The sequence below is a fragment of the Mycolicibacterium wolinskyi str. Jessa 2025 genome (genome assembly GCF_049241375.1).
In the GTDB taxonomy this organism is placed as follows: Bacteria; Actinomycetota; Actinomycetes; order Mycobacteriales; family Mycobacteriaceae; genus Mycobacterium; species Mycobacterium wolinskyi.
In genome coordinates this window covers 513,510-537,789 of the sequence record NZ_CP185960.1, presented here as the reverse complement: position 1 = coordinate 537,789, position 24,280 = coordinate 513,510, and the positions used below count along the sequence as shown (strand labels likewise).

28 protein-coding genes and 1 pseudogene are annotated in these 24,280 nt (G+C 67.9%); 16 read left to right on the top strand and 13 right to left on the bottom strand.

Going from position 1 to position 24,280, the window contains the following annotated elements:
* The first annotated feature begins 60 nt into the window (after positions 1-60).
* Entirely contained in the window at positions 61-696 is a 636-nt protein-coding gene (locus ACOI2T_RS02810; RefSeq protein ID WP_421875758.1) for a TetR/AcrR family transcriptional regulator, read from the top strand.
* Positions 693-1,508: a class I SAM-dependent methyltransferase gene (locus tag ACOI2T_RS02805; protein WP_421875756.1), complete on the top strand. Its 816-nt coding sequence runs from the start codon at positions 693-695 to the stop codon at positions 1,506-1,508. The genes ACOI2T_RS02810 and ACOI2T_RS02805 overlap by 4 nt, the downstream gene beginning before the upstream one ends.
* A gap of 84 nt (positions 1,509-1,592) precedes the next feature.
* On the opposite strand, the gene ACOI2T_RS02800 is transcribed toward ACOI2T_RS02805, so the two are convergent.
* A complete protein-coding gene (locus tag ACOI2T_RS02800) occupies positions 1,593-2,156 on the bottom strand; it encodes a TetR/AcrR family transcriptional regulator (RefSeq protein ID WP_409502747.1) in 564 nt (187 codons plus the stop codon).
* Positions 2,157-2,265: 109 nt separating this feature from the next.
* Here ACOI2T_RS02800 and ACOI2T_RS02795 point away from each other — a divergent pair, with 109 nt between their 5' ends.
* The 6 genes from ACOI2T_RS02795 to ACOI2T_RS02770 all read left to right on the top strand — a co-directional run bounded on the left by ACOI2T_RS02795 (position 2,266) and on the right by ACOI2T_RS02770 (position 6,905).
* Positions 2,266-3,225, top strand: coding sequence for an NADP-dependent oxidoreductase (locus ACOI2T_RS02795; protein WP_409502746.1), 960 nt, complete (start codon positions 2,266-2,268; stop codon positions 3,223-3,225).
* Positions 3,226-3,241: 16 nt separating this feature from the next.
* Complete coding sequence (locus ACOI2T_RS02790) at positions 3,242-4,852, top strand: FAD-dependent monooxygenase (protein ID WP_409502546.1); 1,611 nt, start codon at positions 3,242-3,244, stop codon at positions 4,850-4,852.
* Positions 4,849-5,037, top strand: coding sequence for a hypothetical protein (locus ACOI2T_RS02785; RefSeq protein WP_409502545.1), 189 nt, complete (start codon positions 4,849-4,851; stop codon positions 5,035-5,037). The genes ACOI2T_RS02790 and ACOI2T_RS02785 overlap by 4 nt, the downstream gene beginning before the upstream one ends.
* Positions 5,038-5,095: 58 nt before the next feature.
* Positions 5,096-5,899, top strand: coding sequence for an acyl-CoA thioesterase (locus ACOI2T_RS02780; protein WP_409502544.1), 804 nt, complete (start codon positions 5,096-5,098; stop codon positions 5,897-5,899).
* Between the two features lie 76 nt (positions 5,900-5,975).
* A complete protein-coding gene (locus ACOI2T_RS02775) occupies positions 5,976-6,200 on the top strand; it encodes a three-helix bundle dimerization domain-containing protein (protein WP_409502543.1) in 225 nt (74 codons plus the stop codon).
* Between the two features lie 36 nt (positions 6,201-6,236).
* Complete coding sequence (locus tag ACOI2T_RS02770) at positions 6,237-6,905, top strand: phosphodiesterase (RefSeq protein WP_409502542.1); 669 nt, start codon at positions 6,237-6,239, stop codon at positions 6,903-6,905.
* A 2-nt stretch (positions 6,906-6,907) separates the two neighbouring features.
* On the opposite strand, the gene ACOI2T_RS02765 is transcribed toward ACOI2T_RS02770, so the two are convergent.
* Positions 6,908-7,060 (bottom strand): hypothetical protein, encoded by a 153-nt coding sequence (locus tag ACOI2T_RS02765; protein ID WP_409502541.1) that lies wholly within the window; start codon positions 7,058-7,060, stop codon positions 6,908-6,910.
* Between the two features lie 88 nt (positions 7,061-7,148).
* On the opposite strand from ACOI2T_RS02765, the pseudogene ACOI2T_RS02760 reads away from it, so the two are divergent.
* Positions 7,149-7,732, top strand: a pseudogene (locus ACOI2T_RS02760) (hemerythrin domain-containing protein).
* A 55-nt stretch (positions 7,733-7,787) separates the two neighbouring features.
* On the opposite strand, the gene ACOI2T_RS02755 reads toward ACOI2T_RS02760, so the two are convergent.
* The 10 genes from ACOI2T_RS02755 to ACOI2T_RS02710 all read right to left on the bottom strand — a co-directional run bounded on the left by ACOI2T_RS02755 (position 7,788) and on the right by ACOI2T_RS02710 (position 16,403).
* A complete protein-coding gene (locus ACOI2T_RS02755) occupies positions 7,788-8,681 on the bottom strand; it encodes a manganese catalase family protein (RefSeq protein ID WP_067850169.1) in 894 nt (297 codons plus the stop codon).
* A gap of 89 nt (positions 8,682-8,770) precedes the next feature.
* Positions 8,771-9,445: an urease accessory protein UreF gene (locus ACOI2T_RS02750; protein ID WP_409502539.1), complete on the bottom strand. Its 675-nt coding sequence runs from the start codon at positions 9,443-9,445 to the stop codon at positions 8,771-8,773.
* The gene (locus ACOI2T_RS02745) at positions 9,438-9,935 is read right to left on the bottom strand and encodes an urease accessory protein UreE (protein ID WP_409502745.1); all 498 of its coding nucleotides are present in this window, start codon (positions 9,933-9,935) and stop codon (positions 9,438-9,440) included. Before ACOI2T_RS02745 ends, ACOI2T_RS02750 begins: the two co-directional genes overlap by 8 nt.
* Before the next feature lie 2 nt (positions 9,936-9,937).
* Positions 9,938-10,771: an urease accessory protein UreD gene (locus tag ACOI2T_RS02740; protein ID WP_409502538.1), complete on the bottom strand. Its 834-nt coding sequence runs from the start codon at positions 10,769-10,771 to the stop codon at positions 9,938-9,940.
* Positions 10,768-11,382 carry an urease accessory protein UreG gene (ureG, locus tag ACOI2T_RS02735; RefSeq protein ID WP_409502537.1) on the bottom strand — a complete coding sequence of 205 codons (615 nt, stop codon included), beginning with the start codon at positions 11,380-11,382 and terminating at the stop codon, positions 10,768-10,770. The genes ACOI2T_RS02740 and ureG overlap by 4 nt, the downstream gene beginning before the upstream one ends.
* A gap of 8 nt (positions 11,383-11,390) precedes the next feature.
* Positions 11,391-13,106: an urease subunit alpha gene (ureC, locus tag ACOI2T_RS02730; protein WP_409502536.1), complete on the bottom strand. Its 1,716-nt coding sequence runs from the start codon at positions 13,104-13,106 to the stop codon at positions 11,391-11,393.
* The gene (gene ureB, locus ACOI2T_RS02725; RefSeq protein WP_409502535.1) at positions 13,106-13,804 is read right to left on the bottom strand and encodes an urease subunit beta; all 699 of its coding nucleotides are present in this window, start codon (positions 13,802-13,804) and stop codon (positions 13,106-13,108) included. The genes ureC and ureB overlap by 1 nt, the downstream gene beginning before the upstream one ends.
* Positions 13,805-13,816: 12 nt before the next feature.
* Positions 13,817-15,070 (bottom strand): urea ABC transporter substrate-binding protein, encoded by a 1,254-nt coding sequence (gene urtA / locus ACOI2T_RS02720; protein WP_409502534.1) that lies wholly within the window; start codon positions 15,068-15,070, stop codon positions 13,817-13,819.
* Between the two features lie 181 nt (positions 15,071-15,251).
* A complete protein-coding gene (locus tag ACOI2T_RS02715; protein ID WP_409502533.1) occupies positions 15,252-15,716 on the bottom strand; it encodes a GatB/YqeY domain-containing protein in 465 nt (154 codons plus the stop codon).
* Between the two features lie 9 nt (positions 15,717-15,725).
* Complete coding sequence (locus ACOI2T_RS02710) at positions 15,726-16,403, bottom strand: SIMPL domain-containing protein (RefSeq protein WP_421875744.1); 678 nt, start codon at positions 16,401-16,403, stop codon at positions 15,726-15,728.
* Positions 16,404-16,516: 113 nt separating this feature from the next.
* On the opposite strand from ACOI2T_RS02710, the gene ACOI2T_RS02705 reads away from it, so the two are divergent.
* From ACOI2T_RS02705 to ACOI2T_RS02685, 5 genes are read left to right on the top strand one after another with little or no spacing between them, the layout of a single operon-like run.
* On the top strand, positions 16,517-17,662 hold the full coding sequence (locus ACOI2T_RS02705; protein ID WP_421877205.1) for a DUF7847 domain-containing protein: 1,146 nt from the start codon (positions 16,517-16,519) through the stop codon (positions 17,660-17,662).
* 12 nt (positions 17,663-17,674) lie between these two features.
* Positions 17,675-18,328: a DUF4129 domain-containing protein gene (locus tag ACOI2T_RS02700; protein WP_409502531.1), complete on the top strand. Its 654-nt coding sequence runs from the start codon at positions 17,675-17,677 to the stop codon at positions 18,326-18,328.
* Entirely contained in the window at positions 18,325-19,437 is a 1,113-nt protein-coding gene (locus ACOI2T_RS02695; protein ID WP_409502530.1) for a DUF4350 domain-containing protein, read from the top strand. Before ACOI2T_RS02700 ends, ACOI2T_RS02695 begins: the two co-directional genes overlap by 4 nt.
* Entirely contained in the window at positions 19,434-20,405 is a 972-nt protein-coding gene (locus ACOI2T_RS02690; protein ID WP_409502529.1) for an AAA family ATPase, read from the top strand. The genes ACOI2T_RS02695 and ACOI2T_RS02690 overlap by 4 nt, the downstream gene beginning before the upstream one ends.
* On the top strand, positions 20,405-21,727 hold the full coding sequence (locus tag ACOI2T_RS02685; protein WP_409502528.1) for a DUF58 domain-containing protein: 1,323 nt from the start codon (positions 20,405-20,407) through the stop codon (positions 21,725-21,727). Before ACOI2T_RS02690 ends, ACOI2T_RS02685 begins: the two co-directional genes overlap by 1 nt.
* On the opposite strand, the gene ACOI2T_RS02680 is transcribed toward ACOI2T_RS02685, so the two are convergent.
* Positions 21,724-22,716: a stage II sporulation protein M gene (locus ACOI2T_RS02680; protein WP_409502527.1), complete on the bottom strand. Its 993-nt coding sequence runs from the start codon at positions 22,714-22,716 to the stop codon at positions 21,724-21,726. The two genes, ACOI2T_RS02685 and ACOI2T_RS02680, sit on opposite strands and share 4 nt — an antisense overlap.
* 32 nt (positions 22,717-22,748) lie before the next feature.
* On the opposite strand from ACOI2T_RS02680, the gene ACOI2T_RS02675 reads away from it, so the two are divergent.
* Positions 22,749-23,639 carry an RDD family protein gene (locus tag ACOI2T_RS02675; protein ID WP_409502526.1) on the top strand — a complete coding sequence of 297 codons (891 nt, stop codon included), beginning with the start codon at positions 22,749-22,751 and terminating at the stop codon, positions 23,637-23,639.
* A gap of 52 nt (positions 23,640-23,691) precedes the next feature.
* Positions 23,692-24,267, top strand: coding sequence for a TetR/AcrR family transcriptional regulator (locus ACOI2T_RS02670; protein WP_067850137.1), 576 nt, complete (start codon positions 23,692-23,694; stop codon positions 24,265-24,267).
* Positions 24,268-24,280 lie beyond the last annotated feature (13 nt).

The window sequence follows — 24,280 nt, the reverse complement described above, 5'->3', positions numbered from 1 at the left end:
ACCGCCAGAGGTGATTGAACACTTGACCAGTCGACTGGTCGAGTGTTTAAACTACTGAACATGCGTCCAGTCGAGGATGTCACCGCCCGCGCGCGTATCCGGGATGCCGCGATGCGACTGTTCGCCGAGCATGGCGTCAAGGAAACGACGATCCGCACGATCGCCGCCGAGGCGAACGTCGCGCCCGGCCTGGTCTCACATCACTTCGGCAACAAACAGGGACTGCGTGAGGCCTGCGACGGGTTCGTCATGGATTACCTGCGGCGCGTGATCGCCGAAGGGGTGGACGGCGAGGCGATCGCCGATCCCGGTTACCTGGCTGACGTCTACCGGGGCGCACCGATCGTGCTGCGGTACGTGTCGCGGGCGCTGGTCGATGAATCACCCGGTGCGACAAGGCTCTTCGACAACCTCGTCGCACTCACCGAGGATTACCTGACGACCCATCCCCCGCAGGGCCGCGCGGCGCAGCAGGACTTGCGGACGCTGGCCGCCGTGCACGTCGCGATGCGGCTCGGGGTGTGGGTGATGCATCCGCATCTGATCCGCGTGCTCGGCGCCGACGCACTCACACCCCAGGTACTGACCCGGATCAGCGCGGCGGTGCTCGACGCGATGTCGCCCGATTTGGCAGGCGCCGATCTGATGTCGTTGGCGCGCAATGGTTTGAACCGCTATCAGCAGGAGGAGCAATGACCGAGAAAGTCGCACTCACCGGAGCGCAGGAGACGACCCTTGCCACGCTGTACGGCAAGGCCATGGAAAGCCGCCGTCCCGATTCGATCCTGCAGGACACCGAGGCCTTCGCCGCGCTGCAGCGCATCGACTACGACTTCAGCAAGCTGCGCGTGCGCCGCAGTGACCACCTGTCGCTGGCGGTCCGTGCCAGGGCGTACGACACGTGGGCCCGCCAGTTCATCGACGCCCACCCGCGCTGCACCGTCCTGCACCTCGGGTGCGGCCTGGACACACGCGCTTTTCGGGTGGCCCCGCCCCCGTCGGTCACGTGGTACGACGTCGATTTCCCTGACGTGATTGCCTTGCGCCGCAAACTTTTCGCCTCGGATTACGCCATGATCGCCAAGTCCGTGACCAATGCGACATTGCTCGACGACGTCGCCGGGGACACGCCGGTGCTCGTCGTGGCCGAGGGCGTGACCCCGTACCTGCCCGCCGAGGAAGGCCTCGCGCTGTTGCGCCGCATCACGGGCCACTTCCCGTCAGGCGAGCTGCTGTTCGACGGCTACGACAAACGGGGCCTGTGGTTCCTGCAGCGCTACGGCTGCGTCAAGGCGTCGGGCGCGCGCCTCGGCTGGAGCATCGGGGATCCGCACGACCTCGAGCGCGCGGTGCCCGGTCTGCGGTTCGACACCGAGCTCTGGTATTCGGAGGCGCCCGGCATGGATCAGCGCCTGTCCGGGCTCACCCGCCAGTTCCTGCGGGGCATGTACCGGATCCCGGCCCTGCGCCGGCTCGGCCGGCCGCTGCGATACACCTTCGGGAACTGACGCGCTGGGGCAAATCTGTGACTTCCGCTGCCATCGAGCATGTTCCGCACCGGTCAGGCCGGGCGTCCGTCCGAGCGCGGCGGTTCAGGGTCTGGTGCGAAGGCCGTCCAGAAGGACATCCAATAGACGAGTCGCCCGGGCGCCATGCTCGGGCGGCTTTGCCACGGTGAAGACCCCAATGAGTGCGGCGGCGATGTCCTCGGCGTTGACATCGTCGCGCAGCTCCCTTGTTTTACGACCGGCGTCGAGAATGGTGTCGATGGCCGCGAGCAGCTCCGTGCGGGTGTGGGCGTGGGCGATCTCGCCGGATTCGACCATTGCGACCAGAGTGTCGAGCATGCCGTTCTTCGTCGCAATCCAATCACCGAACAGGTCCATCCAGCGTCGCAGCGCCGCCGGCGGGGGAAGCTGAGCGAGCAGGTCGCGGGCACCCGTGGTCAGGCGCGTGACTTGATCGCGGTAAACCGCATCGACCAAGGATTCGCGGTTCGGAAAGTGCCGGTAGAGGGTGGCGATGCCGACCCCGGCTTCGCGCGCGATCGCGCGCATCGACGGCTCGGTGTCGGCGGACGCGAACACGCGCGTCGCCACATCGAGGAGTTGGCCACGGTTGCGGGTCGCGTCCGCTCGCGGCCGACGGTCCTCCAAGGCATCCAAAACGGATCACGCTCCGGTTGTGTTACGGTGATTTACGTAAACGGAGCATAGTCCTTTTCGTTTCCAGTCATCGCCTGCCGAAGGAGAGACCAGGGTGAGCATGCAGGAACAGCACGTCGACACGTCCCTGACCACCGGCCGCGCAGTCCGACTCGAGTCGTTCGGCGGCCCCGAGGTCTTGACCGTGCGCCAGGTGCCGGCACCGCAGGCCGGCGCGGGACATATCCGCGTGCGGGTCAGAAACGCGGGACTGAACCCGATGGACTGGTTCATGACCACCGACGAGGACACCGCCGCCCGCTTCGGGTTGAGCCTGCCGTGCGGGTTCGGCACCGACTACGCCGGTGTCATCGACCAGGTCGGTGCCGGTGTGACCGGCTTCGCGGTCGGCGACCGGGTGTTCGGCGGCGCCCTGTCCCGCGCGTTCGCCGACTACGTAGTTGTCGACGTCGCGGGAACCGTCGCGGCGGGCGGCGACGCCCACCACACCCCCGACGGCGTCGATGACCGCACCGCCGCCACCCTTGCCATCGCCGGGTCCACGGCTGCCGCCGCACTCGCCGTCGTCAATCCCAATCCGGATGACACTCTCCTCATCGGGGGCGCCGGAGGCGGGGTCGGTGTGTTCGCTGTTCAGCTCGCGCGTATCGCGGGCGCTCGGGTGCTCGGGACGGGATCGGCGTCGTCGGCCGAGTCCCTCCGCGCCCTCGGGGCGGAGCCGGTCGCCTACGGCGACGGACTGGTCGAGCGGGTTCGCGCCATGGCTCCCGCAGGCGTCACCGCCGCGATCGACCTGCACGGGGTAGAGACGGTCCAGGCGGCACGGGAACTCGGCGTGCCCGACGAGCGGATCACCACCATCGCCGCGCAGGTCGACGGCATCACCCCGGCCAACGGCGCCAACGCCGCTCCCGGCGCAATCGAGGAGATCGCCGGTCTTGTCGCGTCGGGTCGGCTTCGAGTGCCCATCGCGGCGAGCTTCCCGATGGACCAGATCCGCGCCGCGGTCGAGCTTCAAGCCGGCCGGCACGTACACGGCAAAGTCGTCATCGACATCTAAGAAGACGAGGTGCGTCATGACTGACGTTCTCATCGCCGGGGCCGGGCCGAACGGCCTCATGCTCGCGTGCGAACTCGCCCTCGCCGGGGTCAGACCTGTGGTGCTCGACCCGACGAGCGGACCGAGTCTGCAGCCAAGAGCGGCCGGGGTAACCGGCCAAGGGCCCCGCCTGCTTGATCACCGGGGGTTTTATGAGGAGCTCTCCGGCACCTCCGATCGCCCTCGTCCGATCGCGGAATTCTCGTTCGGTGCACTCCCGGTGGATTTCACCGAAGCGGCGGACTCGCGGATGTACATGCTCGCTGCGCCGCAGGCCGAACTCGCTCAAGCGTTGGCGCGGGAGGCCGGCGAGCGCCGGGTCGACGTCCGGTGGGGGCACCGCCTCACCGGCTTCGCGCAGCGCGACGGCGTGGTCACCGCTCAGGTCCAGGGACCGGACGGCCCATACGAGCTGACCACCCGCTATCTGGTCGGCGCGGACGGCGGGCGCAGTCTGACGCGCAAGCTCGCCGGAATCGACTTCCCGGGCATGTCGAGCCAAGACGTGGTCACCCGTCTGGCGTTCGGTGTGCTGCCACCCGAAGATCGACCGGACGATGCAGGCGGCCCGCTGCCATTCCGGCGCGGCGTACGCGGCTTGTATTTCTGGGGTGAACCGCCAGGCAAACCGCCCATGGTCGGCACCTTGGAGCTCGATCCCGTAGCACGAGACGAACGCGCCCCCGACGACGAAACCGCGCCGATGACGCTGGCAGACCTACAAGAAAGCCTCGAACGCGTCACCGGCGCTCCGTTCCCGGTGCGGCTCGCCGGGCCGGAAGCAGACGTGGAGTTCCGCCGCTTCATCGGCATCAACTCGCGCATCGCGTCCCACTACCGGGCCGGCAACGTTTTCCTCGTCGGCGACGCCGCACACGTGCACTTCACCATGGGCGGGCCCGGCCTCAACCTGGGTTTGCAGGACGCGGTCAACCTGGGCTGGAAGCTCGCCAAAGTGGTACGCGGCCAGGCGAATCCGGCCCTTCTCGACACCTACGAGGAAGAACGCAGGCCGATGGCGCTGCGCGTGCTCGCCAGCAGCAGAGCACAGCTCGCGCTTATTCGGCCGGGGCCCGAGATGACCGCATTGCGCGAAATCTTCGGCGAGCTGCTCGCCGACTCGCAGACGGCCAGACGCATCAGCGATCTGCTCTCCGGAGCCGACGTCCGCTACCCCGTGCCGGAAGGTGCCCACGACCTCGCCGGCTGGTGGGCGCCCGACCTGACGATCGAGACCCCGGCTGGGCACAAGCGGCTCGCCGAGCTGGCCCGCGACGGCAAACCGATCTTTCTCGACTTCACCGGCAACGGCGTATCCGGTCTCAACAGCGAACTTGCCAAAGACTTGGCAATCGTGGTCGGCAGCCCAATCGAGCCGCTCGCCGCCAACCGCATGCTCATCCGGCCAGACGGTTTCGTCGCGTGGGCGGGCACGCCCGAGCGACCCGACCACGACGGCCTCGCACACGCCCTGCGGCACTGGTTCGGCGTTGAACTCACAGGGCTTGCCTGCGTACCACCTGACCTTTCCAGCCCCGAATCCCCCACCCCGCCAAGACATCCCAAGAGGCCGGAGGAGAGACGATGAGCCCAGAACGACAAATCGAAGAGGTCCTCGCCCGCTATGTGCGCGCCAGCGACAACCGCGACGGCGCCCCCGAGCCGCCGGTCCGTCCGGTCGAGTCCGGGTATTTCGAGATAGACCTTCAACTGCGCGACACCGCCTGGAAGATCGTCCGCAGCGACGTCAAGATGGACTTGCCGCTCCAGTGACACTTCGCCCGGCGGGCGTGACGAGAGTCTCAACCAAGCGGTCGGTAGCGTCACAGCGATGACGGCCTCCACCACGAGCTGGATAAGCAAACTGCTGCGGTTCGACCGCGTCGACGCAGATGGGGACGTCTTCCGAATCCGCGAGCCGCGGCGCGGCGCCGTCGAGCGGTTGTTCGGCGGGCTGATCGCCGCCCAGTCGTTGGCGGCCGCCGGCGCGACGGTCGATGCCGACAAGCTGCCGCAGTCGCTGCACGCCTACTTCGTCCGCGGCGGCCGATACGACGCCGACGTCGAGTTTCGCGTCGAGCGCACGCGCGACGGCCGCGCCTTCGCGACGCGCCGCGTCACGGCGGTGCAGGACGGCGCCGTCATCCTGGAGATGATCGCGTCGTTCCACCAGCCCGAGCCCGGCGTCGACTGGCAACCCGGCCACACGCCGGCGCTGGATTTCGACGCCGCGGTCACCAAGACCAATGTCCTGGACTTCGGCGACCTCTTCGAGCTGCGCACCAGACCCGATGACGATTCGGAGTTCGCGGTTCCGCCGTTCTGGATCAGAACCCGCGAGCCCGTCGAGGACGACCCGCTGGTCTGCGCCTGCACGCTCGCGTACATGTCGGACCTCGGGCCGGTCCCGGCCGCGCTGCCGCCGAACGTTCCGCTGTCCGCCGACCTCGGGTTCGCCGCGAGCCTCGACCATTCGATCTGGTTTCACCGCGCGTTCCGGCCCGACGCGTGGCACCGCTACGAGGTGCGTTCGGTCAATCACAACGATTCCCGCGGGCTTGCGGTCGGCTCGCTCTACGACGAGTCCGGCTCCCTGGTGGCGAGCGTCAGCCAGGAAGCGCTCTGGCGGATCTGACTTGACTTGACAACTGTCAAGTTTGTGACGAACGACGCGTTGACGCATCAAAGGTGCAGCTCAGACAATAAGGACCATGAAGACACGATCTGAGGGCGAATTGATCGCCGACGTGCAAGACCGTCTGGTGAAACGTTTCAATACATTTCCGGCCGAACGCGTATCTGCCGCGGTCGAGACCGCACACCACCGCTTCGAGGGCAGCGTGATCCGGGACTTCGTGCCGCTGCTCGTTGAACGCCGGGTGACATCCGAACTCGAGAGCCTCAGCACTGCCGCGCCGGAACTCGTCAGCGCTTAATCCTCACGTTTGTCGTCGGGTCGCTGCGGGCAATCCGTGGCAGTGAAGCTTTCCGATGCCGTCACCCTGCCGGTCCAGCTCGGCGCCTCGCTGCGGCACCGCCGGTTCTTCCACCCGACCGGGGTGCTGGCGCAGGGCACGATCGAGCGGACCGCGCCGGACGGTGACGGCTTACCGATCCGATCATGCGAGATCGTCGGGCGGGTTTCGAAAGGGATCGGCCTGCCCGGTTCCCTGCCCGACATCGTCGGGCTGGCCTGGCGAATGCCGCCCCAACTGTCCGGGACGCCATGGGACATCCTGCTCGCGTCGACGTTCGCCGGTCAACGAATCCTGTTGTGCCCGGCGACTTCCTGGCGGAACGTCACGCTGTCGAGCCTGATGCCGCTCAAGTACGAGGACACGCACTGGTGGCTGCGGGCTCGGCTGACGACGCGCTTCGACGGCGGCGGCTTGGCGCTGGCCAGCGTCGACGATCAACTCGGCCGGACCGGCCTGGAATTCGAGCTCGAACAAGCCCCGGGCACCGAGGGCTTTCGCCCGCTGGCGCGTATCGCGCTGCGGAAGAAGGTTCCTCACGGCCGCGACGTCCCCTTCGATCCCGCGTTGCACATCGTTCCCGGCGTGAGCCTGACGCCCCACTGGCTGGCCGAGTTCCGCCGCGCCGCATACGAACGGAGCCGAACCGGCCGCGGGGCCGAGTGACCTCAGTCCGGCGGCTCCTGTGTGGTGCCCTCGCCGGTATCCACGTCCGGGGTGTCCTCCGGCACCTCTTTTCCCGCCGGGCGTTGGCCGGCCTTGTCGGCCTTCTCGGGCTTGTCGGCATGTTCCTCGTCGTAGATCCCGTCACCGCGTGGCATGGCATTCGAAGTACCCGGAGCCACCGGGTTTCAACCCGATCGCCTGGGGTATGCGCACCCAACTGTTTTCCGCAGAAGGGCTTTGGACATGGATGCATTGACGTTTCTCCGCCAGGACCACAAGAGTGTGCTCGGCATGTTGGAGGTACTCGACGGCGCACCGACCGGATCGGGTGCCGAACAGAGCGGGTTGGCCACCATGGTGACCAATCTGGTCATCGCCGAATCACAACATGAGTCAATCGAGCAGCAGATCTTCTGGCCGGCGGTGCGTGACGCGCTCGACGACGGCGACGAACTCGCCGACGAGGCGATCGAACAGGAGCAGGCCGGCAAGGAACTGCTCCAAAAGCTGGAGGACGGCCAGCCAGGTGAGACCGAATACCACGACGCGCTAAGAGAATTCGTGAAGGTGGGCCGCGAACACATCGCCTACGAGGAGGATGTCGTGTGGCCCAAGTTCGAGGCCGTCGTCAGCCGCGAGGAGCTGAGAAACTCGGCGCCAAACTCGAACAGGCCAAAAAGACCGCTCCGACCCGGCCACATCCCGACACCCCGTCGAACCCGGCCGTCCAGAAGACGATGGGCGCCGCGGCCGCGATGGTCGACCACGTCCGCGACGCGGCAACCGGCCGGGAGAAGGACAACCCGCCCGATCCGCAGATCCACTGACCGACGGACAGACCAGCGGCCGACGCCCTCGCCGGCGTCGGCCGCTGGCGTTCGATCAGGAAGTGGCGGTGTGCTGTTCATGGGTGAACGGCTTCTCGCTGTCCACCGCAGGGGCGCCCTCGGGGTTCTTCTTCGCACCCTGGTTCTGGCGCAGCCGGCCACCGAGCCATTCTTCCTCCGGCTTGTTGACGTACTTCCACTTCATGCCCTCGGGCCACGGGCCCTGCCCCTGATTCCACGGCCCGCGCGCGTCACCGGCGCCGTTGGACATGTTGAACGCCACGTTCTGGAACCGGTCATCGCCCGGCAGCTGCCCGGGCGGGAAGTTGACCGGCAGCTCGTTGAGGGCCGCGGTGAACTGCTGGTAGTGCGCGACCTCGCGGGTCATCAGGAACGTGAGCGTGTCCTGCACACCCGGATCGTCGGTGAACTGCTTGAGGTACTCGTACACCACCTTGGCGCGCGACTCGGCGGCGAGGTTGCTGCGCAGGTCGACCGACGGGTCGCCGTTGGCGTTGACGTACGAGCCCTGCCATGGCACGCCCTGGGAGTTGCTGACGTCCGGGCCCCCGCCGGTCAGGACGAAGTACAGCGGATTGACCGCGACGCTGTGCATGATCTGGTCGCGGCCGTCGGCGCTGCCGACCGCGGGCATCCAGTCACACCGTTCGTTGGCCATCTTCAGATCGTCGTTGAGCCCGTCGAGCAGCATCGTGATCATCGAGCCGACCATCTCCAGGTGCGACAGCTCCTCGGTCGCGATATCCATGAACAGGTCATACATTTTCGGGTTCTTCTCCCGAAGCACGAATGCCTGCGTGAAGTACTGCATGGCGGCCTTCAACTCCCCGTTCGCGCCGCCGAACTGCTCCTGCAGCAGCGTCGCGAAGCGTGGGTCGGGCTCGGTCACGCGGACCTCGAATTGCAAGTCTTTGTTGTGGATGAACATCCGGGGTACCTCCAGGGCTGTCTTGGGACTGCAGATCGGTGGCGGGTACCCGGCGCCATCGATCTCAAACGGCTGGGAGAAGGCAATTTTCAGGTCGTGAACATGCGCCCCGACGCGGTTTCGTGACGCATCGCCCAGATCTCGAGCTCCGGGGTGGTCGAATGCATGTCGTCCAGCGGCGTGGCCAATGCCAGCGTGGCCATCTCCACCATTTGCCGGCGGGCGTCGAGCAATGCACGTTGCGCCCGGATGGGCCCGAGCCGGCCCAACCGGACAGCGGCACTCAACACCCCGGCGTAGCCGGACCTGATCGAGCCCAGCGCCGCGTCGAGTCGACCGATGCCGAGCTCGCGCTGCACCACGGCCTCCACGACGGCCAGGTTGCCGTCGGTGTGACCGCCCGTCACCGCACCCAAAAACGGCGCGCATACGCCGACCTGCTGTGCGACCAGTGCGAGCTGCCTGCCGCAGCCGTGTGAGGCCGCGCGGGCGTTGGCGGTGAGCTTGTAGGACGTGGTCAACGCATCCAGCCTCGTCAGGGCGGACAGCTCCGCGACCGCCCAGGTATGTGCGACCACGACGGCGTCGAGTGTCGCCACGCTCTGGCGTACGAAAGACTCTGCCAACCGGCAGATCTCGCTGTCGGTCGCCGCGGGATGCGCCTGCAGCCACGACTCGACTCCGTAGCTGTGCACGAAGCGCCCGGCGGGAAACGCGTTGTCGTGCAGTTGCAGCCAGGCCAGCGCGGCGGCCGGATCAGTCATGGTGATGGTGATGGTGATGGTCGGCCGAGGTGGTGGTCCAGCCGCCCGCGGCCAGTTCGACGGCTCTCACCTCGCCTGCCAGCCGCAGCCGCTGCAATGTCTGCAGGGCGGTTTGGGCTCCGGTGAACAGCGGTGTCCGTAGCTGTTTGTCCGAAACCTCCAGCGGTGCATGCTGATTGCCCAACCAGTAGCCCAGCAGCAGCGCGCCTCGCACACCGTCGACTCCGGCATTGTCGGCGAAGTCCAGCACGATCGCGTCCTCTGCCGGACGCCGCACCACGCCGATCTCCTGGCCGTCATCCCACAACACCGCGCCGTCGTACAGGAAACTTCCCCGCGCCAAACGGATTTCGATGTCCCGCCCGTCAGCGGCGGTGACCACCTGGCGGTGCTTGCGGGCATCGCCCCAGCCGATGTCCACCGGGCAGATCCGCCGTCCGGCCAGGGCCGGATCGGTCACGTCGCCCAGGATCGTCTCCACCGTTGTCATCGTCACATCCTCACCATCGGTTCACTGAGCCGCGCCAGCGCACACTTCGCCGCGGTGCGCAGCGCCTGTTCGGCCTCGGCGAGCACGGGCGCGCGGTGCGCCAGCACCCGCACCGTGGCTCCCACGTCGCCCGGCAATGCGCTCACCCCGCAGAGCACCTCGTCCGTGACGGCCGCGCGCAGTGTCTCGATGAGCCCGGCCGCATCGCGATCCGGCGCGACGACGGTCATGACCGCGAAATAGTCGTATCCACCGAGCATTCCGGCACCGGTGACGTCCGCCGCGGTGGGGCACAGCAGCATCCGCTCGCGTGCCAGCACGGCGTCGCCGCAATGGACCGTCGTGCGCAGATCGTAGCGGTGGTAGCGGAACCGCTCGCCGTGGCCGATCCGGCCCGCGGCCACCGACTCCCAGCCGATGAACACCCCGCCGGTCTCGACCGAAACCGATGTCTCCTGCCGATACCGCGACGACGACTGCGGGATGACGGTTTTCGGGACATACTCGACCACCGCGGCTTCGCCGACACGGAAGTCGAAATCGGCGCGCGCCACGTCGTCGGTGCTGCCGGCGTGCGGTGCGAACACCTGTGTCGCCGATTGCGAGGTCAGATACAGCCGCGTGCCCGGGCCGGCGCTCACCCGCGTGCTGAGCCGATCTCCCGGGAACACACCCGCGCTGGGGTTCTGCACACACAGGTAGGCGCGGCCCGGATCGTCGGGGTCGAGGTACATGGGGGCGGTGACGCGCTGCGGAAACTGCTGCACGAGCCGCGCCACGCGGGTGCGCCCCGCCGGGTCGCCGATCAGATCGACGTGCAGCGCGCCGGCCGTCATACCCGGTGCGGTTCCAGCATCGCTCCCCGGCAGACCGTGGTGAACACGTCGTCCAGCCCGGTCCCGCTGCGCAGGTCGGTGAACACCGTGGGCTTGGTCGGCCGCGCAACCGCGCAGTCGGCCCGCATCCGGTCCAGGTCCGCACCCACCATGGGCGCCAGATCGATCTTGTTGATCACCAACAGGTCTGCCTGCAGCAGCCCGATGCCCTTCTTGCGCGGGATGTCGTCGCCGGCTGCGGTGTCGATGACGAAGATCCAGTAGTCCACCAGGTCCGACGTGAAGGTCGCGGCGAGGTTGTCGCCGCCGGATTCGATGAGCACCACGTCCAACCCGGGATATTCGCGTTCGAGCTCGAACACCGCGGCGAGGTTGGCCGACGGGTCCTCCCGGATGGCGGTGTGCGGGCACGCGCCGGTCTCGACCGCCAGCACGCGGGCCGGATCGATCACGCCGCTGCGCCGCACCCGCTGGGCGTCCTCATCGGTCACGAGGTCGTTGGTGATGACGGCGACGTCGATCCCGTTGCCGGACAAGATCGGAACGAGTCGCTCGACCAGCCGGGTCTTACCGGATCCGACGGGTCCGCCGATACCGATCCGCACGCTCATGGGGCCTCCTACTTGATCGTGTACCGACGGCCGAGCGGTACTCGCGCCATCGGCGTGGACGTGCACAGTTCGCCGTCGACCTCGACGCGGTAGGTGTCGGGGTCGATCGTGATGTGCGGCAGGTAATCGTTGTGCAGCAGACCGGCTTTCGTGAGCGCCCGTGCACCGCGGCAGGCCCGTAGCGGTGTCGCGAGGCCGAGCCGGCCACCGAGGTCGGCATCGATCGCGGCCTGGGCCACGAAGTTCACCGACACGTCGGCGGGCGCTTGTCCGAAGGCCGTCCACTGGGGCCGGTACCGCAGCGGTTCGCAGGTCATGAGCGACGCGTTGGCTTCGCCCATCACCGACCACGCCGGGAAGCCGCCCTTGAACACCACCTCGGGATGGATGCCGAAGAACTTGGGTTCCCACAGCACGATGTCGGCCAGCTTGCCCGGCTCCAGGGAACCCACCACGTGGTCGATGCCGAACAGCCGCGCGGGGTTGATCGTCAGTTTTGCGACGTAGCGCAGGATCCGCGCGTTGTCGGCCCCGGTGCCTTCGTCGGCAGGCAGCGCACCCCTGGTGGCGCGCATGTGCGATGCGAGTTGCCATGTGCGCGCGACGGTCTCGCCGATGCGGCCCATCCCCTGCGAATCCGAACCCATGGCCGAGATCGCGCCGAGATCGTGCAGGACGTCCTCGGCGGCGATGGTCTCGCGCCGGATGCGGGATTCCGCGAACGCGACATCCTCGGGTATCCGCGGGTTGAGGTGATGACACACCATCACCATGTCGAGATGTTCGTCGAAGGTGTTGAGCGTGTAGGGATTCGTCGGGTTGGTCGACGAGGGCAGGCAGTGTGGCTCACCCACCACCCGCATGACGTCCGGCGCGTGGCCGCCACCCGCGCCTTCGGCGTGGTAGGTGTGGATCGCGCGGCCCGCGATGGCCCGCATGGTGTCCTCGTAGAACCCGGCCTCGTTCAGTGTGTCGGTGTGGATCTGGACCTGCAGGTCCAGCTCGTCGCCGGCGTCCAGCGACGCCCGGATGGCGGCCGGGGTGGCGCCCCAGTCCTCGTGGATCTTGTACCCGATGGCGCCGGCCAGCCCTTGTTCGACGATCGGGGCCGGGTCGGCCGCGCTGCCGTTGCCGAGAAACCCGAAGTTCATCGGGAAGCCCTCGGCCGATCGCAGCATGCGGGCCAGGTTCGTCGGCCCGGACGAGGTGATGCCGACCGTGACCGGACCGAGGCCACCGCCGATCATCGTGGTGATGCCTGCCGAGATCGCTTCTTCCACCAGACCGGCGCTGTCGAAGTGGACGTGCACGTCGATGGCGCCCGGGGTGGCGATCATGCCTTCCCCGGAGCGCACGTCGGTGCCCGCGCCGATCACCATGCCGGGGTCGACACCGTCCATGGTGAGCGGGTTGCCCGCTTTACCGACCCCGGCGATGACGCCGTCCTTGATGCCGATGTCGGCCTTGCGAATTCCCAACACCGGGTCGATCACGAGCGCGTTGGTGATGACGAAATCCAGTGCGCCGTCGGCATTGGTGATCGCGTTGTGCACCGCCATGCCCTCGCGCATGGTCTTGCCGCCGCCGAACACGGCCTCGTCGCCGTACACGGTGTGATCGTGTTCGACCATGGCAAGCAGCTCGGTGTCGGCCAGCCGCACCCGGTCACCGACGGTCGGTCCGAACAGCTCGGCGTAGTGCTTGCGCGATATCCGGATCGCCATTACGCGTCCTCTCCACTGTCGGCGAACCCGTTGTCGCGCAACCTGATCAGCGCTTCGTCGGGACGGCCCATCAGCCCGGTCGCCATGTCGTTGAGCCCCGAGATCTCGCGGGCACCGCCGAACTGCGTCAGCGTCACCACCCGTTCCTCGCCCGGCTCGAAGCGCACCGCGGTGCCCGACGCGATGTCGAGGTGCATACCGAACGCACGAGCCCGGTCGAACCGCAACGCGCGGTTCACCTCGAAGAAGTGGAAGTGCGATCCCACCTGCACCGGCCGGTCTCCGGTGTTGACCACCGACACCTCGGTCACGTCGCGACCGGTGTTGAGTTCGATGTCCCCGTCGGCGACGATCACCTCGCCGGGTTCCGGTTCGGCCGGAAGGTCTTGTGTCCCTGGGCGGATCGGGTCGTGGATAGTGACGAGTTTCTGCCCGTCCTCGAAGAATCCCTCGACCTGCACGGTGCCGACGAGCGTGGCGACCCCGGGCAGGATGTCGTCGTCGGTCAGGACGGCCGCCCCGATCGCGGCGGCCTCGGACACGCTCGCCCCGGCCCTGGCGGCCTCCATGACCTCGTCGGCGATCACCGCACGCGCCTCGGCGTAGGTGAGCCGCAAGCCTTTCGCACGGCGCTTGCGTGCCAGTTCGGCCGCCAGGAACAGCAGGAGCCGGTCCTCTTCCTTGGGTGTCAGATGCATGGCCCGCCCGTCCTACTTGGGCGCGATGTCAGTGGCCCACGGGTAGGTCTTGAGGTACGGGTCGGGGTCGATCGGCGTCTTGGAATCCCACACCTGATAGATCAGACCGTCGGGCCGGATCTCACCGATCCGCGCCGTCTTGGTGATGTGGTGGGTATCGCCGTCGACGGTCACGGTGCCCTCCGGACCGTCGAAAGTCGTGCCGTCCGCCGCACTTTGGACGGCGGGCACGTCGAATGCGCCGGCCTTCTCCACCATGGCCTTCCACAGGTACACGCCGGTGTATGCCGATTCCATCGGGTCCGAGGTCACCCGGTCCGCCCCGTAAGCCGTCTTGAACGCCGATACGAACTTCTGGTTGGCGGGCGTGTCAAGGGTCTGGTAGTAGTTCCAGGCCGCGAGGTGGCCCGCGACGTTCTGCACACCGATGGCCTTGACCTCCTCCTCGCCAACACACATCGACATCACCGGCATGTCCTTGGCGGTCAGGCCGGCGTTCGTGAACTCCCGGAAGAACGCCACCAGGGAATCACCGACGACGACGTTGAACACCGCGTCCGCATCGGCGGTGCGGATCTTGTTGACGATCGTGGAGAAGTCCGTCGAACCCAGCGGGGTGTAGTCTTCGCCCTTGATCTCAATTCCGTTGGCCTCGGCGTATTTTCGCACGATCGCATTGGAGGTCCTGGGGAACACATAGTCGCTGCCGACCAGGTAGAGGGACTTGACGCCCTGCTCTTTGAGATAGTCCAGCGACGGGATGATCTGCTGGTTGGTGGTGGCGCCCGAGTAGAAGATGTTGCGGGAATCCTCGAGTCCCTCGTACTGCTGGCCGTAGAACAGCAACGCGTTGTTGTCCTCGAACACGGGCAGCATCGCCTTACGGCTGGCCGAGGTGTAGCCGCCGAACACCGCTGCGACGCAGTCGCTGTTGATGAGTTTGGTCGCCTTCTCCGCGAACACCGTCGGCTCGGATGCGCCGTCCTCGGCGACGAGTTGGAGCTGCTTGCCCGAGACGCCGCCCGAGGCGTTGATCTCGTCGACCGCGAGCTTGATCGCGTCGCGGATGACGGTTTCGTTGATCGCGGTCGGCCCCGACAGCGAGTTGATCGCCCCGATCTTCACGGTGGCACCCGAGGTGTCGACGCACGAACTCGCTGCGGGCGTGGCGGTTTCGTCGCCCACGCGCGATCCGCAACTCGTCAGCGCGAGCGCGGTGGTCAGCGCCAGAACGCAGGCGGGCAGGACAGATATGCGGCGACTCATCGGTTGCCTCTCGTGAATCAAAGTGTATTGACAGTAGACATCGGTAGGCCAAATGTAGTTAGTGCCGCTGCGTTGTCAAATCGAAGCAGATACGCCCAGGTGGGCGAAAAATGTTGCGGTCTACCGTGATTGGGATGTCACGTCGCCGTAACGCCGATGACACACGGAAGGTGCGGGACGGTTAGAGCCGCGCCTTCACCGCCGCCGACAACCTCGCACCGTCGGCCTTGCCCGCGGCGATCGTCGTCGCGGCCTTCATCACCTGGCCCATCTGACGCATGCTCGGGCGTTCCCCGAGCTGTTCGGCCACCTGAGCGATCGCGGTGTCGGCGACATCGGCCAGCTCGGCCTCGGTCAGTGGGGTGGGCAGGTACTCGTCGATGACGCGCGCCTCGGCGTGCTCGTTGGCGGCCAACTCGCCGCGGCCGTTCTGGGTGTAGATCTCGGCCGACTCTCCGCGCTTCTTGGATTCGCGCGCCAGCACCGCGATCACCTCGGGATCGGACAGTTCACGGGCTTCTTTTCCGGACACCTCTTCGGTCTGGATCGCGGCCAGCAGCATCCGCAACGTGGCGGTGCGCAGCTTGTCCTGCGATTTCATCGCACTGGTCAGATCCGCACGCAGCCTGTCCTTGAGTTCGGCCATACGGCCAACCTACGCCGACCCGGCCTCCGCGCCGGCGTGAAACCGCGCATCCACCGACACCGAGACCTCGATGTCGGCGGGCGCCAGTTCGACCTCCGGGGCCGCCTTGACGGCCATGGCCCGCATCGCGACGGGGGCCGACCCGTTGACCGGCGCGCTGCCGAGCATCCCGGCGTCGGCGATCGTGACGGGTCGCACCGGCCCGAGCCCAAGGGCATCGGCGTAGCGCTGGGCCCGCACGACCGCGTCCTGTACCGCTCGCGTGTGCACCTGGCTCACGAGCTCATCGCGGTGCCGGGTGGTCAACGCCCACTCGATGTGCGACAGCTGGAACCCGCCGGTGTTCGTGATGTGCCCGCCCACCCAGCGCGACAATTCGGTGAAATCGCTGAACTTCACCTCGAGTCCGACGCTCGCGTGGTGCACCAGCGGCAGTTGTTTGCCCTCGTTGTTCCACGGCCGGTGCGCCCACGTCCGCAACTGCTGCGTGGACCACCACGTGACCGGGCCGCCGTCAGGGTTGTGCAGCGGCTCGATCGAAGACTTCACGACATCCAGATCGCGCACCACCCGCTCGTAGACCGACTCGATGGCCGGGCCCTCATAGGCGACGCTCGCGTGCACGGTCCCACGTTCGGGCGGTTCGAATGCGGAGAATGACCCGCGCACGATGATCTCGGTCGGCATACATATCACGGTATCCAAAGTGGATTCCATGGCGGTCGGGACAAACCGGGGCACGTTGTCAATTTGCTCGGTCATGGACAGGATGGTGGGCATGAGCAACCCCTCCCCATGGGCTGCCCGGCGGTCCCCTGCCTTATCCCCCGCCGCCACCGGGCCCCAGTTATCCGGGGTATGCCCCAGCCGGATATCCGCCGCCGCAGGCGTATGGCGCTCCACCTCCCGGCTACTACCCGCCGCCCGGCTATGGGCCGCCACCCGGCTATTACCCGCCGCCGGGATATCCGGCGTACCCGGCGGTGCTCAAACCCGGTGTCATCCCACTGCGGCCGCTGAGCCTGTCCGACGTCTACAACGGCGCGGTCGCCTACATCCGCACGAACCCGAAGGCGACACTCGGGCTCACCACCATCGTCGTGGTGGTCGCACAACTGATCGCCCTTCTGCTGCAGATCGGGCCGTTGACCGCGATGGGCGGGTTCGAATCGGATGCGCCGGGCGAAGTGCCGTCGACGGGCGCGATCGCGTTGTTCTCGGGGGCGACGATCGTCGGCTTCCTCGTCACTCAGCTCGCCTCGGTCCTGCTGACCGGCATGCTCACCGTCGTCATCGGCCGATCGGTGTTCGGCGGGTCCATCACCATCGGCGAAGCCTGGCAACGGTTACGGGGCCGGTTCCTGGCGTTGCTCGGTCTCACCGCCCTGCAAGGGTTCGTGGTCGTCATGGTCGCGGTCCTCATCGTGGTGGCGGTCGTCGCGGCCGACGCGGTGGGCGGCGGGCTCGCGGCATTCCTCGTCGGAGCTCCGCTCATGGTGGCGGCGTTGCTCGGATTCCTGTACGCAGTGACGGTGCTGTTGTTCGCGCCCGCATTGATCGTGCTGGAGCGGTTGGGGGTTTTCGCCGCGATCGCGAGGTCTTTCACGTTGGTGAAAAAGGATTTCTGGCGCGTGCTCGGCATCTGGCTGCTGGCCGCGATCGTCGCCAGCGTGGTCGCAACGGCCGTCGGCGTCCCGTTCAGCCTCGTCGGCCAGCTGCTGTCGTTGGAGCCCGAACGTGTCGGCATGTTCGTGGGCGGGCTCATCCTGGTCGCGATCGGCGGCATGATCGGACAGATCATCACCGCGCCGTTCGGCGCCGGCGTGGACGTGCTGCTCTACACCGACCGGCGCATCCGCGCCGAGGCCTTCGATCTGGTGTTGCAGACCGGCGCCGCGGGCCCTGCCGAATCCACCGATCAGCTGTGGCTGACCCGGCGGTTCTGAGGTGAAATCTGAGTGACGGGTTTGGAGATCGATCGCGATGCTGCGCATGACGCTGCGCAGAACGAGCTGAACAAGCCGATCTATCCGCGCGCGTCGCCGACCGAGCAGTTCATGGACTGGATCAACGAACTGCTGTATCGGCTGGCGTTCGAGGGCTCATCGGTGCCGGGTGGCTGGTTCACAATCTCGGTACTCGCGATCCTGGTGATCGTGGCCGTCTGGGTCGCCGTGCGGATCGCCCGACGCACCATGCGTACCAATCGAAGCGATCAACACTCCTTGTTCGGCAACCGCGAGCTGACTGCAGCCGAGCATCGTGCCACCGCTGAACAGCACGCGGCACAAGGGAATTGGGCTGCCGCCATCCGGCACCGGCTGCGGGCCGTGGCGCGCCACCTTGAGGAGACCGGGGTGCTCAACCCCGTGCCGGGCCGCACGGCCACCGAACTCGCCAGCGACGCGGCGGCCGCGCTACCGGCCCTCGCCGATCAACTGGCCACCGCGGCAACCACATTCAACGACGTCACGTACGGCGAACAACCCGGCACCGAGTCCGCGTACCGGATGATCGCCGAACTCGACGGCAGGCTGCGCGAGCGTGCGCCGGGACCGGTCGGTGCGTCGGCGGCCCCGGCCACCACCGACGGCTGGGCGCAGATCCGATGAGACAACGCATGCGTACTGCGCGCTGGGTCGTACTCGGCCTCGTCGCGATCGTCGTGGTCGCCGCGGTGGGCACCTATCTGACCGCGCCGAGACCGGGCGGACGGATGGACGCCGAGTCGACGTCGCCCGACGGCGCCCGCGCGCTGGTCACCCTGCTCCGTGAGCACGATGTCGAGGTGATCACCGCGGCGACGGCCGAGGACGCCCACCGCGCCGCGCAACCAGGAAGCCTCGTGGTCGCCGCGCAGACGCTGTTTTTGTCCAGCGACAAGCAACTGGCCCAGCTCGCCGACGCTCCCGGCGACCTGCTGCTGCTCGAACCCGTGACCAAGACCAGGGAGGCACTTGCCCCGCACCTGAAGGCCGGAGAGGCGAGCGCGTTCGGTGGCGGCGAACCGGATTGCGAACTGACCGAGGCCAACCGGGCGGGTGAGGCCCAGTTCGGCCTCACCGACACCTTCGAGGCGGCCGGTGACGTACCGGTGACGCGCTGCTACGGCGGAGCGGTGGCCCGCTATCACGATGAGGGCCGCACGGTCACGGTCGTCGGGACCGCCGACTTCATGTCCAACTCCGGCCTGCTCAAGCAGGGCAACGCCGCACTCGCGATGAACCTGGCGGGCACCGCGCCCCGGGTGATCTGGTACGCGCCGCAACGGTTCGAAGGCGAGACATCCGCTAGCGCAACACTGTCCGATCTCATGCCCGACCAGGTCAGGTGGATCGTCTACCAGCTGGTGCTCGTGGTCGCCCTGCTGGCGGTGTGGCAGGTGCGGCGTATCGGGCCCCTGGTCGCCGAATCGCTTCCGGTGGTGGTGCGCGCCTCCGAGACCGTGGAGGGGCGCGGCAGGCTGTACCGGTCGCACCGGGCCCGCGACCGCGCGGCCGACGCCTTGCGCACCGCGACGCTGCAACGCCTGCTGCCACGCCTGGGCCTGACCGCGGCCGCCGAGCCGCCCGCCGTCGTGGCCGCCGTAGCCGCCCGCTGCGGCGGGGACAACGGGTCGTTGGGCCATCTGTTGTTCGGCCCGCCCCCCACCACCGACTCCGAACTCGTCCATCTCGCCCATCAACTCGACGACATCGAAAGGCAGGTCGCCCAGTCGTGACTCAGCCAGCGTCCACCATCGATCCCGATACCGCACGAAACGCGTTGTTGGCCTTGCGCAATGAGATCGCGAAGGCCGTGGTCGGCCAGGACGCGGTGGTCAGCGGCCTGGTGATCGCCCTGTTGTGCCGCGGGCACGTATTGCTGGAAGGCGTGCCAGGCGTCGCGAAAACACTGCTGGTGCGCACCCTTTCCGCGGCTCTGCAGCTGGAGTTCAAACGCGTGCAGTTCACGCCCGACCTCATGCCAGGCGATGTCACCGGCTCGCTCGTCTACGACGCGCGCACCGCCGAGTTCGAGTTCCGCGCCGGCCCCGTGTTCACCAACCTGTTGCTCGCCGACGAGATCAACCGCACACCCCCGAAAACCCAAGCCGCGCTTCTGGAGGCGATGGAAGAGCGTCAGGTCAGCGTGGACGGTGAGCCGCGCCCGCTGCCCGACCCGTTCATCGTCGCGGCCACCCAGAACCCGATCGAGTATGAAGGCACCTATCAGCTGCCCGAAGCCCAGCTCGACCGCTTCCTGCTCAAGCTCAACGTCCCGCTGCCGCCGCGGGATCAGGAGATCGCGATTCTCGGCCGCCACGCGCACGGCTTCGATCCGCGCGACCTGTCCGCCGTGCAACCGGTGGCGGGCGCGGCCGAGCTGGCCGCGGGCCGCGAAGCCGTCCGTCAGGTGCTGGTCGCCGACGAGGTGCTCGGCTACATCGTCGACATCGTGGGTGCCACACGGCATTCCCCGTCGCTACAGCTCGGGGTGTCCCCGCGCGGCGCGACCGCGCTGCTGGCCACCGCCCGGTCCTGGGCCTGGTTGTCCGGCCGCAACTACGTGACCCCCGACGACGTCAAGGCCATGGCCCGGTCCACGCTGCGGCACCGGGTGGCGCTGCGGCCGGAGGCCGAGCTCGAAGGCGCCACGCCCGACGGTGTGCTCGACGGCATCCTGGCGGCTGTGCCGGTACCGCGCTGATGGTTCTCACCGGCCGTGCCGGCCTGGTCGCGCTGATCTGCGTGCTGCCGATCGCGTTGGCGCCTTGGCCGGCAATCGCTTTCACCGTGCTGCTGGGCTTGCTGGTGGCCGCCGTCATGATCGATGTCGTGCTGGCGGGCAGCCCGGGAGCGCTGCGGCTTGAGCGCAGCGGCGAGCGCGCGGCCCGGCTGGGGCAGACGGTCGAGGCGGTGCTCACCGTGCACAATGCGGGACGCCGTCGCGTGCGCGGCCGGATCAGGGACGCCTGGGCGCCCAGCGCCGTCGCCGAACCGCGCACCCAGCCGGTGAATGTCGCTGCGGGTCAGCAGGTTCGGATCGTCACGCGGCTGCGCCCGGTACGCCGGGGCGATCAACGCTCGGAGGTGGTCGCCGTCCGGTCGGTCGGTCCGCTGGGACTGGCCGGGCGGCAGCGGGTCCACCGCATCGCCGGTGAGGTGCGCATCCTCCCGCCGTTCCTGTCGCGCAAACATCTGCCGTCCCGGTTGGCACGCCTGCGCGAGCTGGACGGCTCGATTCCGGTGCTCATTCGCGGTCAGGGCACCGAATTCGACTCGTTGCGTGAGTATGTCGTCGGCGACGATGTGCGATCGATCGACTGGCGGGCGACCGCGCGGCGCGCCGACGTCGTCGTGCGGACCTGGCGACCGGAACGGGATCGTCGCGTCGTGATCGTGCTCGACACGAGCCGGACGTCGGCGGGCCGGGTCGGGGTCGATCCGACCTCCCGGGACCCGGGTGGCTGGCCCCGGCTCGACTGGTCGATGGACGCCGCACTGTTGTTGGCGGCGTTGGCCTCCCGCGCCGGTGATCACGTCGACTTCCTGGCGATCGACCGGGTGACTCGCGCCGGGGTGTTCAACGCGTCGCGCACCGAGCTGCTCGCGCAACTGGTCGGGGCCATGGCGCCGTTGCAACCGGCACTGGTCGAATCCGATGCGACAGCTCTGGTCTCGGCGGTCATCCGCCGGGTGCGGGGTCGCGCGCTCGTGGTGCTGCTGACCGATCTCAACGCCTCAGCCCTCGACGAGGGCCTCATGAAGGTGCTGCCCCAGCTGTCCACGCGTCATCAGGTGCTGCTCGCGGCGGTGTCCGATCCGCGCGTCGACCAGCTTGCCGCAGGCCGGTCCGACGCCGCGCAGGTCTATGACGCCGCCGCGGCCGAGCGGTCCCGCAACGATCGTCGCGCGATCGCATCGCGGCTGCGCCGCCACGGGGTCGACGTCGTCGACGCTCCCCCGGAGGATCTCGCGCCGGCGCTGGCAGATCACTATCTGGCCATGAAGGCCGCGGGCAAGCTCTAACCCGTGGGCACCACGTCCGGCGCGTCTTCGACGTCTCCGGTCTCGCCGGCCCGAACCGCCTTGCGGCCGAAGTAGATGACATAGGCCAGGAACGCGACCTCGACGGCGACGCCGATCGCGATCCGCACGAACGTCGGTAACGGCGACGGCGTGACGAACGCCTCCACGATTCCCGAGATCAGCAACACGACCACCAGGCCGATCGCGACCGACACCACGGCCCGGCCCCGCTCGGCGAGCACCTGACCGCGGGGCCGGTCCCCGGGTGAGATCACCGACCAGCCCAGCCGCATGCCCACCGCGCCGGCCAGGAACACCGCCGTCAGCTCCAGCAGCCCGTGCGGCGTGATCAACCCGAGGAACAGATCGCCCTGACCGGCGTGGAACATCAGGCCCGCGATCAGGCCGAGGTTCGCCGCGTTCTGGTACAGCACGTACGGGATCGGCAGGCCGAGCAGGATCGCGTACACGATGCACTGCGCGGCGACCCAGGCGTTGTTGACCCACACCTGCAGCGCGAACGATCCGGCCGGGTGCTCGCTGTAGTACGAGGCGAAGTCATGGTTGACCAATTCCTCGATCTCGCTTGGGGTTCCGATGGCCGAGTGCACCTCGGGGTTGCCCGACACCCACAGCGCCAGCGCGACGGTCACGATGAAGAACCCGATGGCGGTACCCAGCCACCACCGCCACGCCTGGTAGGCCACCACGGGGAACGACACCGTCCAGAAGCGGACGAACTCACGCCAGAGCGGCGCGTGTGCGCCCGTCACCGCAGCGCGTGCGCGGGCCACGAGCCCCGAGAGCCGGCCGACGACGACGGAATCCCCGGAAGCCGACCGCACCATCGAAAGATGCGTGGACACCCGCTGATAGAGGTCGACCAACTCGTCCACCTCGGCGCCGGTCAACCGGCGCCGTCGTTTCACCAGCTGGTCCAACCGATCCCAGGTGGCTCGATGGGCCAGAACGAACGCATCGACATCCACCCGGCAAATCGTAGTCGGTAGCGTGTGACGGTATGGTCTCCCAGCCTGAGCCGGTGGTGACCGGGGATGCCGTGATCCTCGATGTGTCGATCGCGCAGCTGCCGGTGCGGGCACTGGCCGTACTCATCGACATCGTGGTCGTGTTCGTCGGTTACCTGGTCGGGGTGATGCTGTGGGCGATCACGCTGAGTCAACTCGACGACGCGCTCTCGGCGGCCATCCTGATCATCTTCACGGTGCTCACGATCGTCGGTTATCCGGTCATCATGGAGACCGCGACGCGTGGCCGCTCGCTGGGCAAGATGGCCTTGGGGCTGCGCGTGGTAGCCGACGACGGCAGCCCGGAACGCTTCCGGCAGGCCCTGTTTCGGGGTCTGTCCGGGTTCATCGAGATCTGGATGTTCACGGGCGGCCCCGCGGTCATCTGCAGCCTGCTGTCCCCCAAAGGCAAACGCATCGGCGACATCTTCGCGGGCACCGTGGTGATCAGCGAGCGCGGCCCGAAGTTGACCCCACCCCCGGCGATGCCGCCGACGCTGGCGTGGTGGGCCTCGTCGTTGCAGCTGTCCGGTCTGCGCGCCGAGCAAGCCGAGCTCGCGAGGCAGTTCCTGTCCCGGGCCAACCAGCTCGATCCGCGTGTGCGCGACGACATGGCCTATCGAATCCTCGGTGAGGTCGCCGCCCAGATCTCCCCGCCACCGCCGCCGGGTGCGCCACCGCAATACGTGCTGGCCGCAGTGCTGGCCGAGCGGCACCGCCGCGAACTGGCCCGGCTGACACCGGCCGGGCCCCCGCCGCCGCATCCGGCCCCGCCGCCCACGTTCGCTCCGGTGCCGCAGCCTCCGATCCAGCCGCCGCCCGCACCACCGGTCCAGCCGCCTCACCCGGCACCACCGACCAGCGGATTCACTCCGCCCAGCTGAGATTTGGGACACCACTGTCTCATTTTGGTCAATTCGTGCTATATTTTGACGCATGACCAGCCAGGTATCGATGGAGAGCGGTGTGCGCGAACGCACCCGTAAGGCGATCCTCGATGCCGCGATGACCGTGCTCGCAGACCAGCCCGCGGCGGCGCTGAGCGATATCGCCGCGGCGGCGGGCGTCGGCCGCAGTACCGTGCACCGGTACTTCGCGGAACGCACCGATCTGCTGCGCGCGCTCGCCCGCCACGTGCACGAGCTCAGCAATGCCGAGATCGAGCGTGCCGACCCCACCCACGGACCGGCCGACGCGGCGCTGCGCCGGGTCGTGGAGAGCCAACTCGACCTCGGGCCCATCGTGCTGTTCGTCTACAACGAGCCGACGATCCTGGCCGACCCCGAGTTGGCGGCCTACCTGGACACCGGGGACGAGGCCATCGTCGAGGTGCTCAACCGGGCTTCGACCGAAAGACCCGAATACCCCCCTGGATGGGCCCGACGAGTGTTCTGGGCGCTGCTGCAGGCCGGCTACGAAGCCGCCAAGCAGGACGGCACCCCGCGCCACCAGATCGTCGACGCCATCATGGCCAGCCTGACCACGGGCACCATCCACCTGCCGCGCGCCTGAATCCGCTGATTCG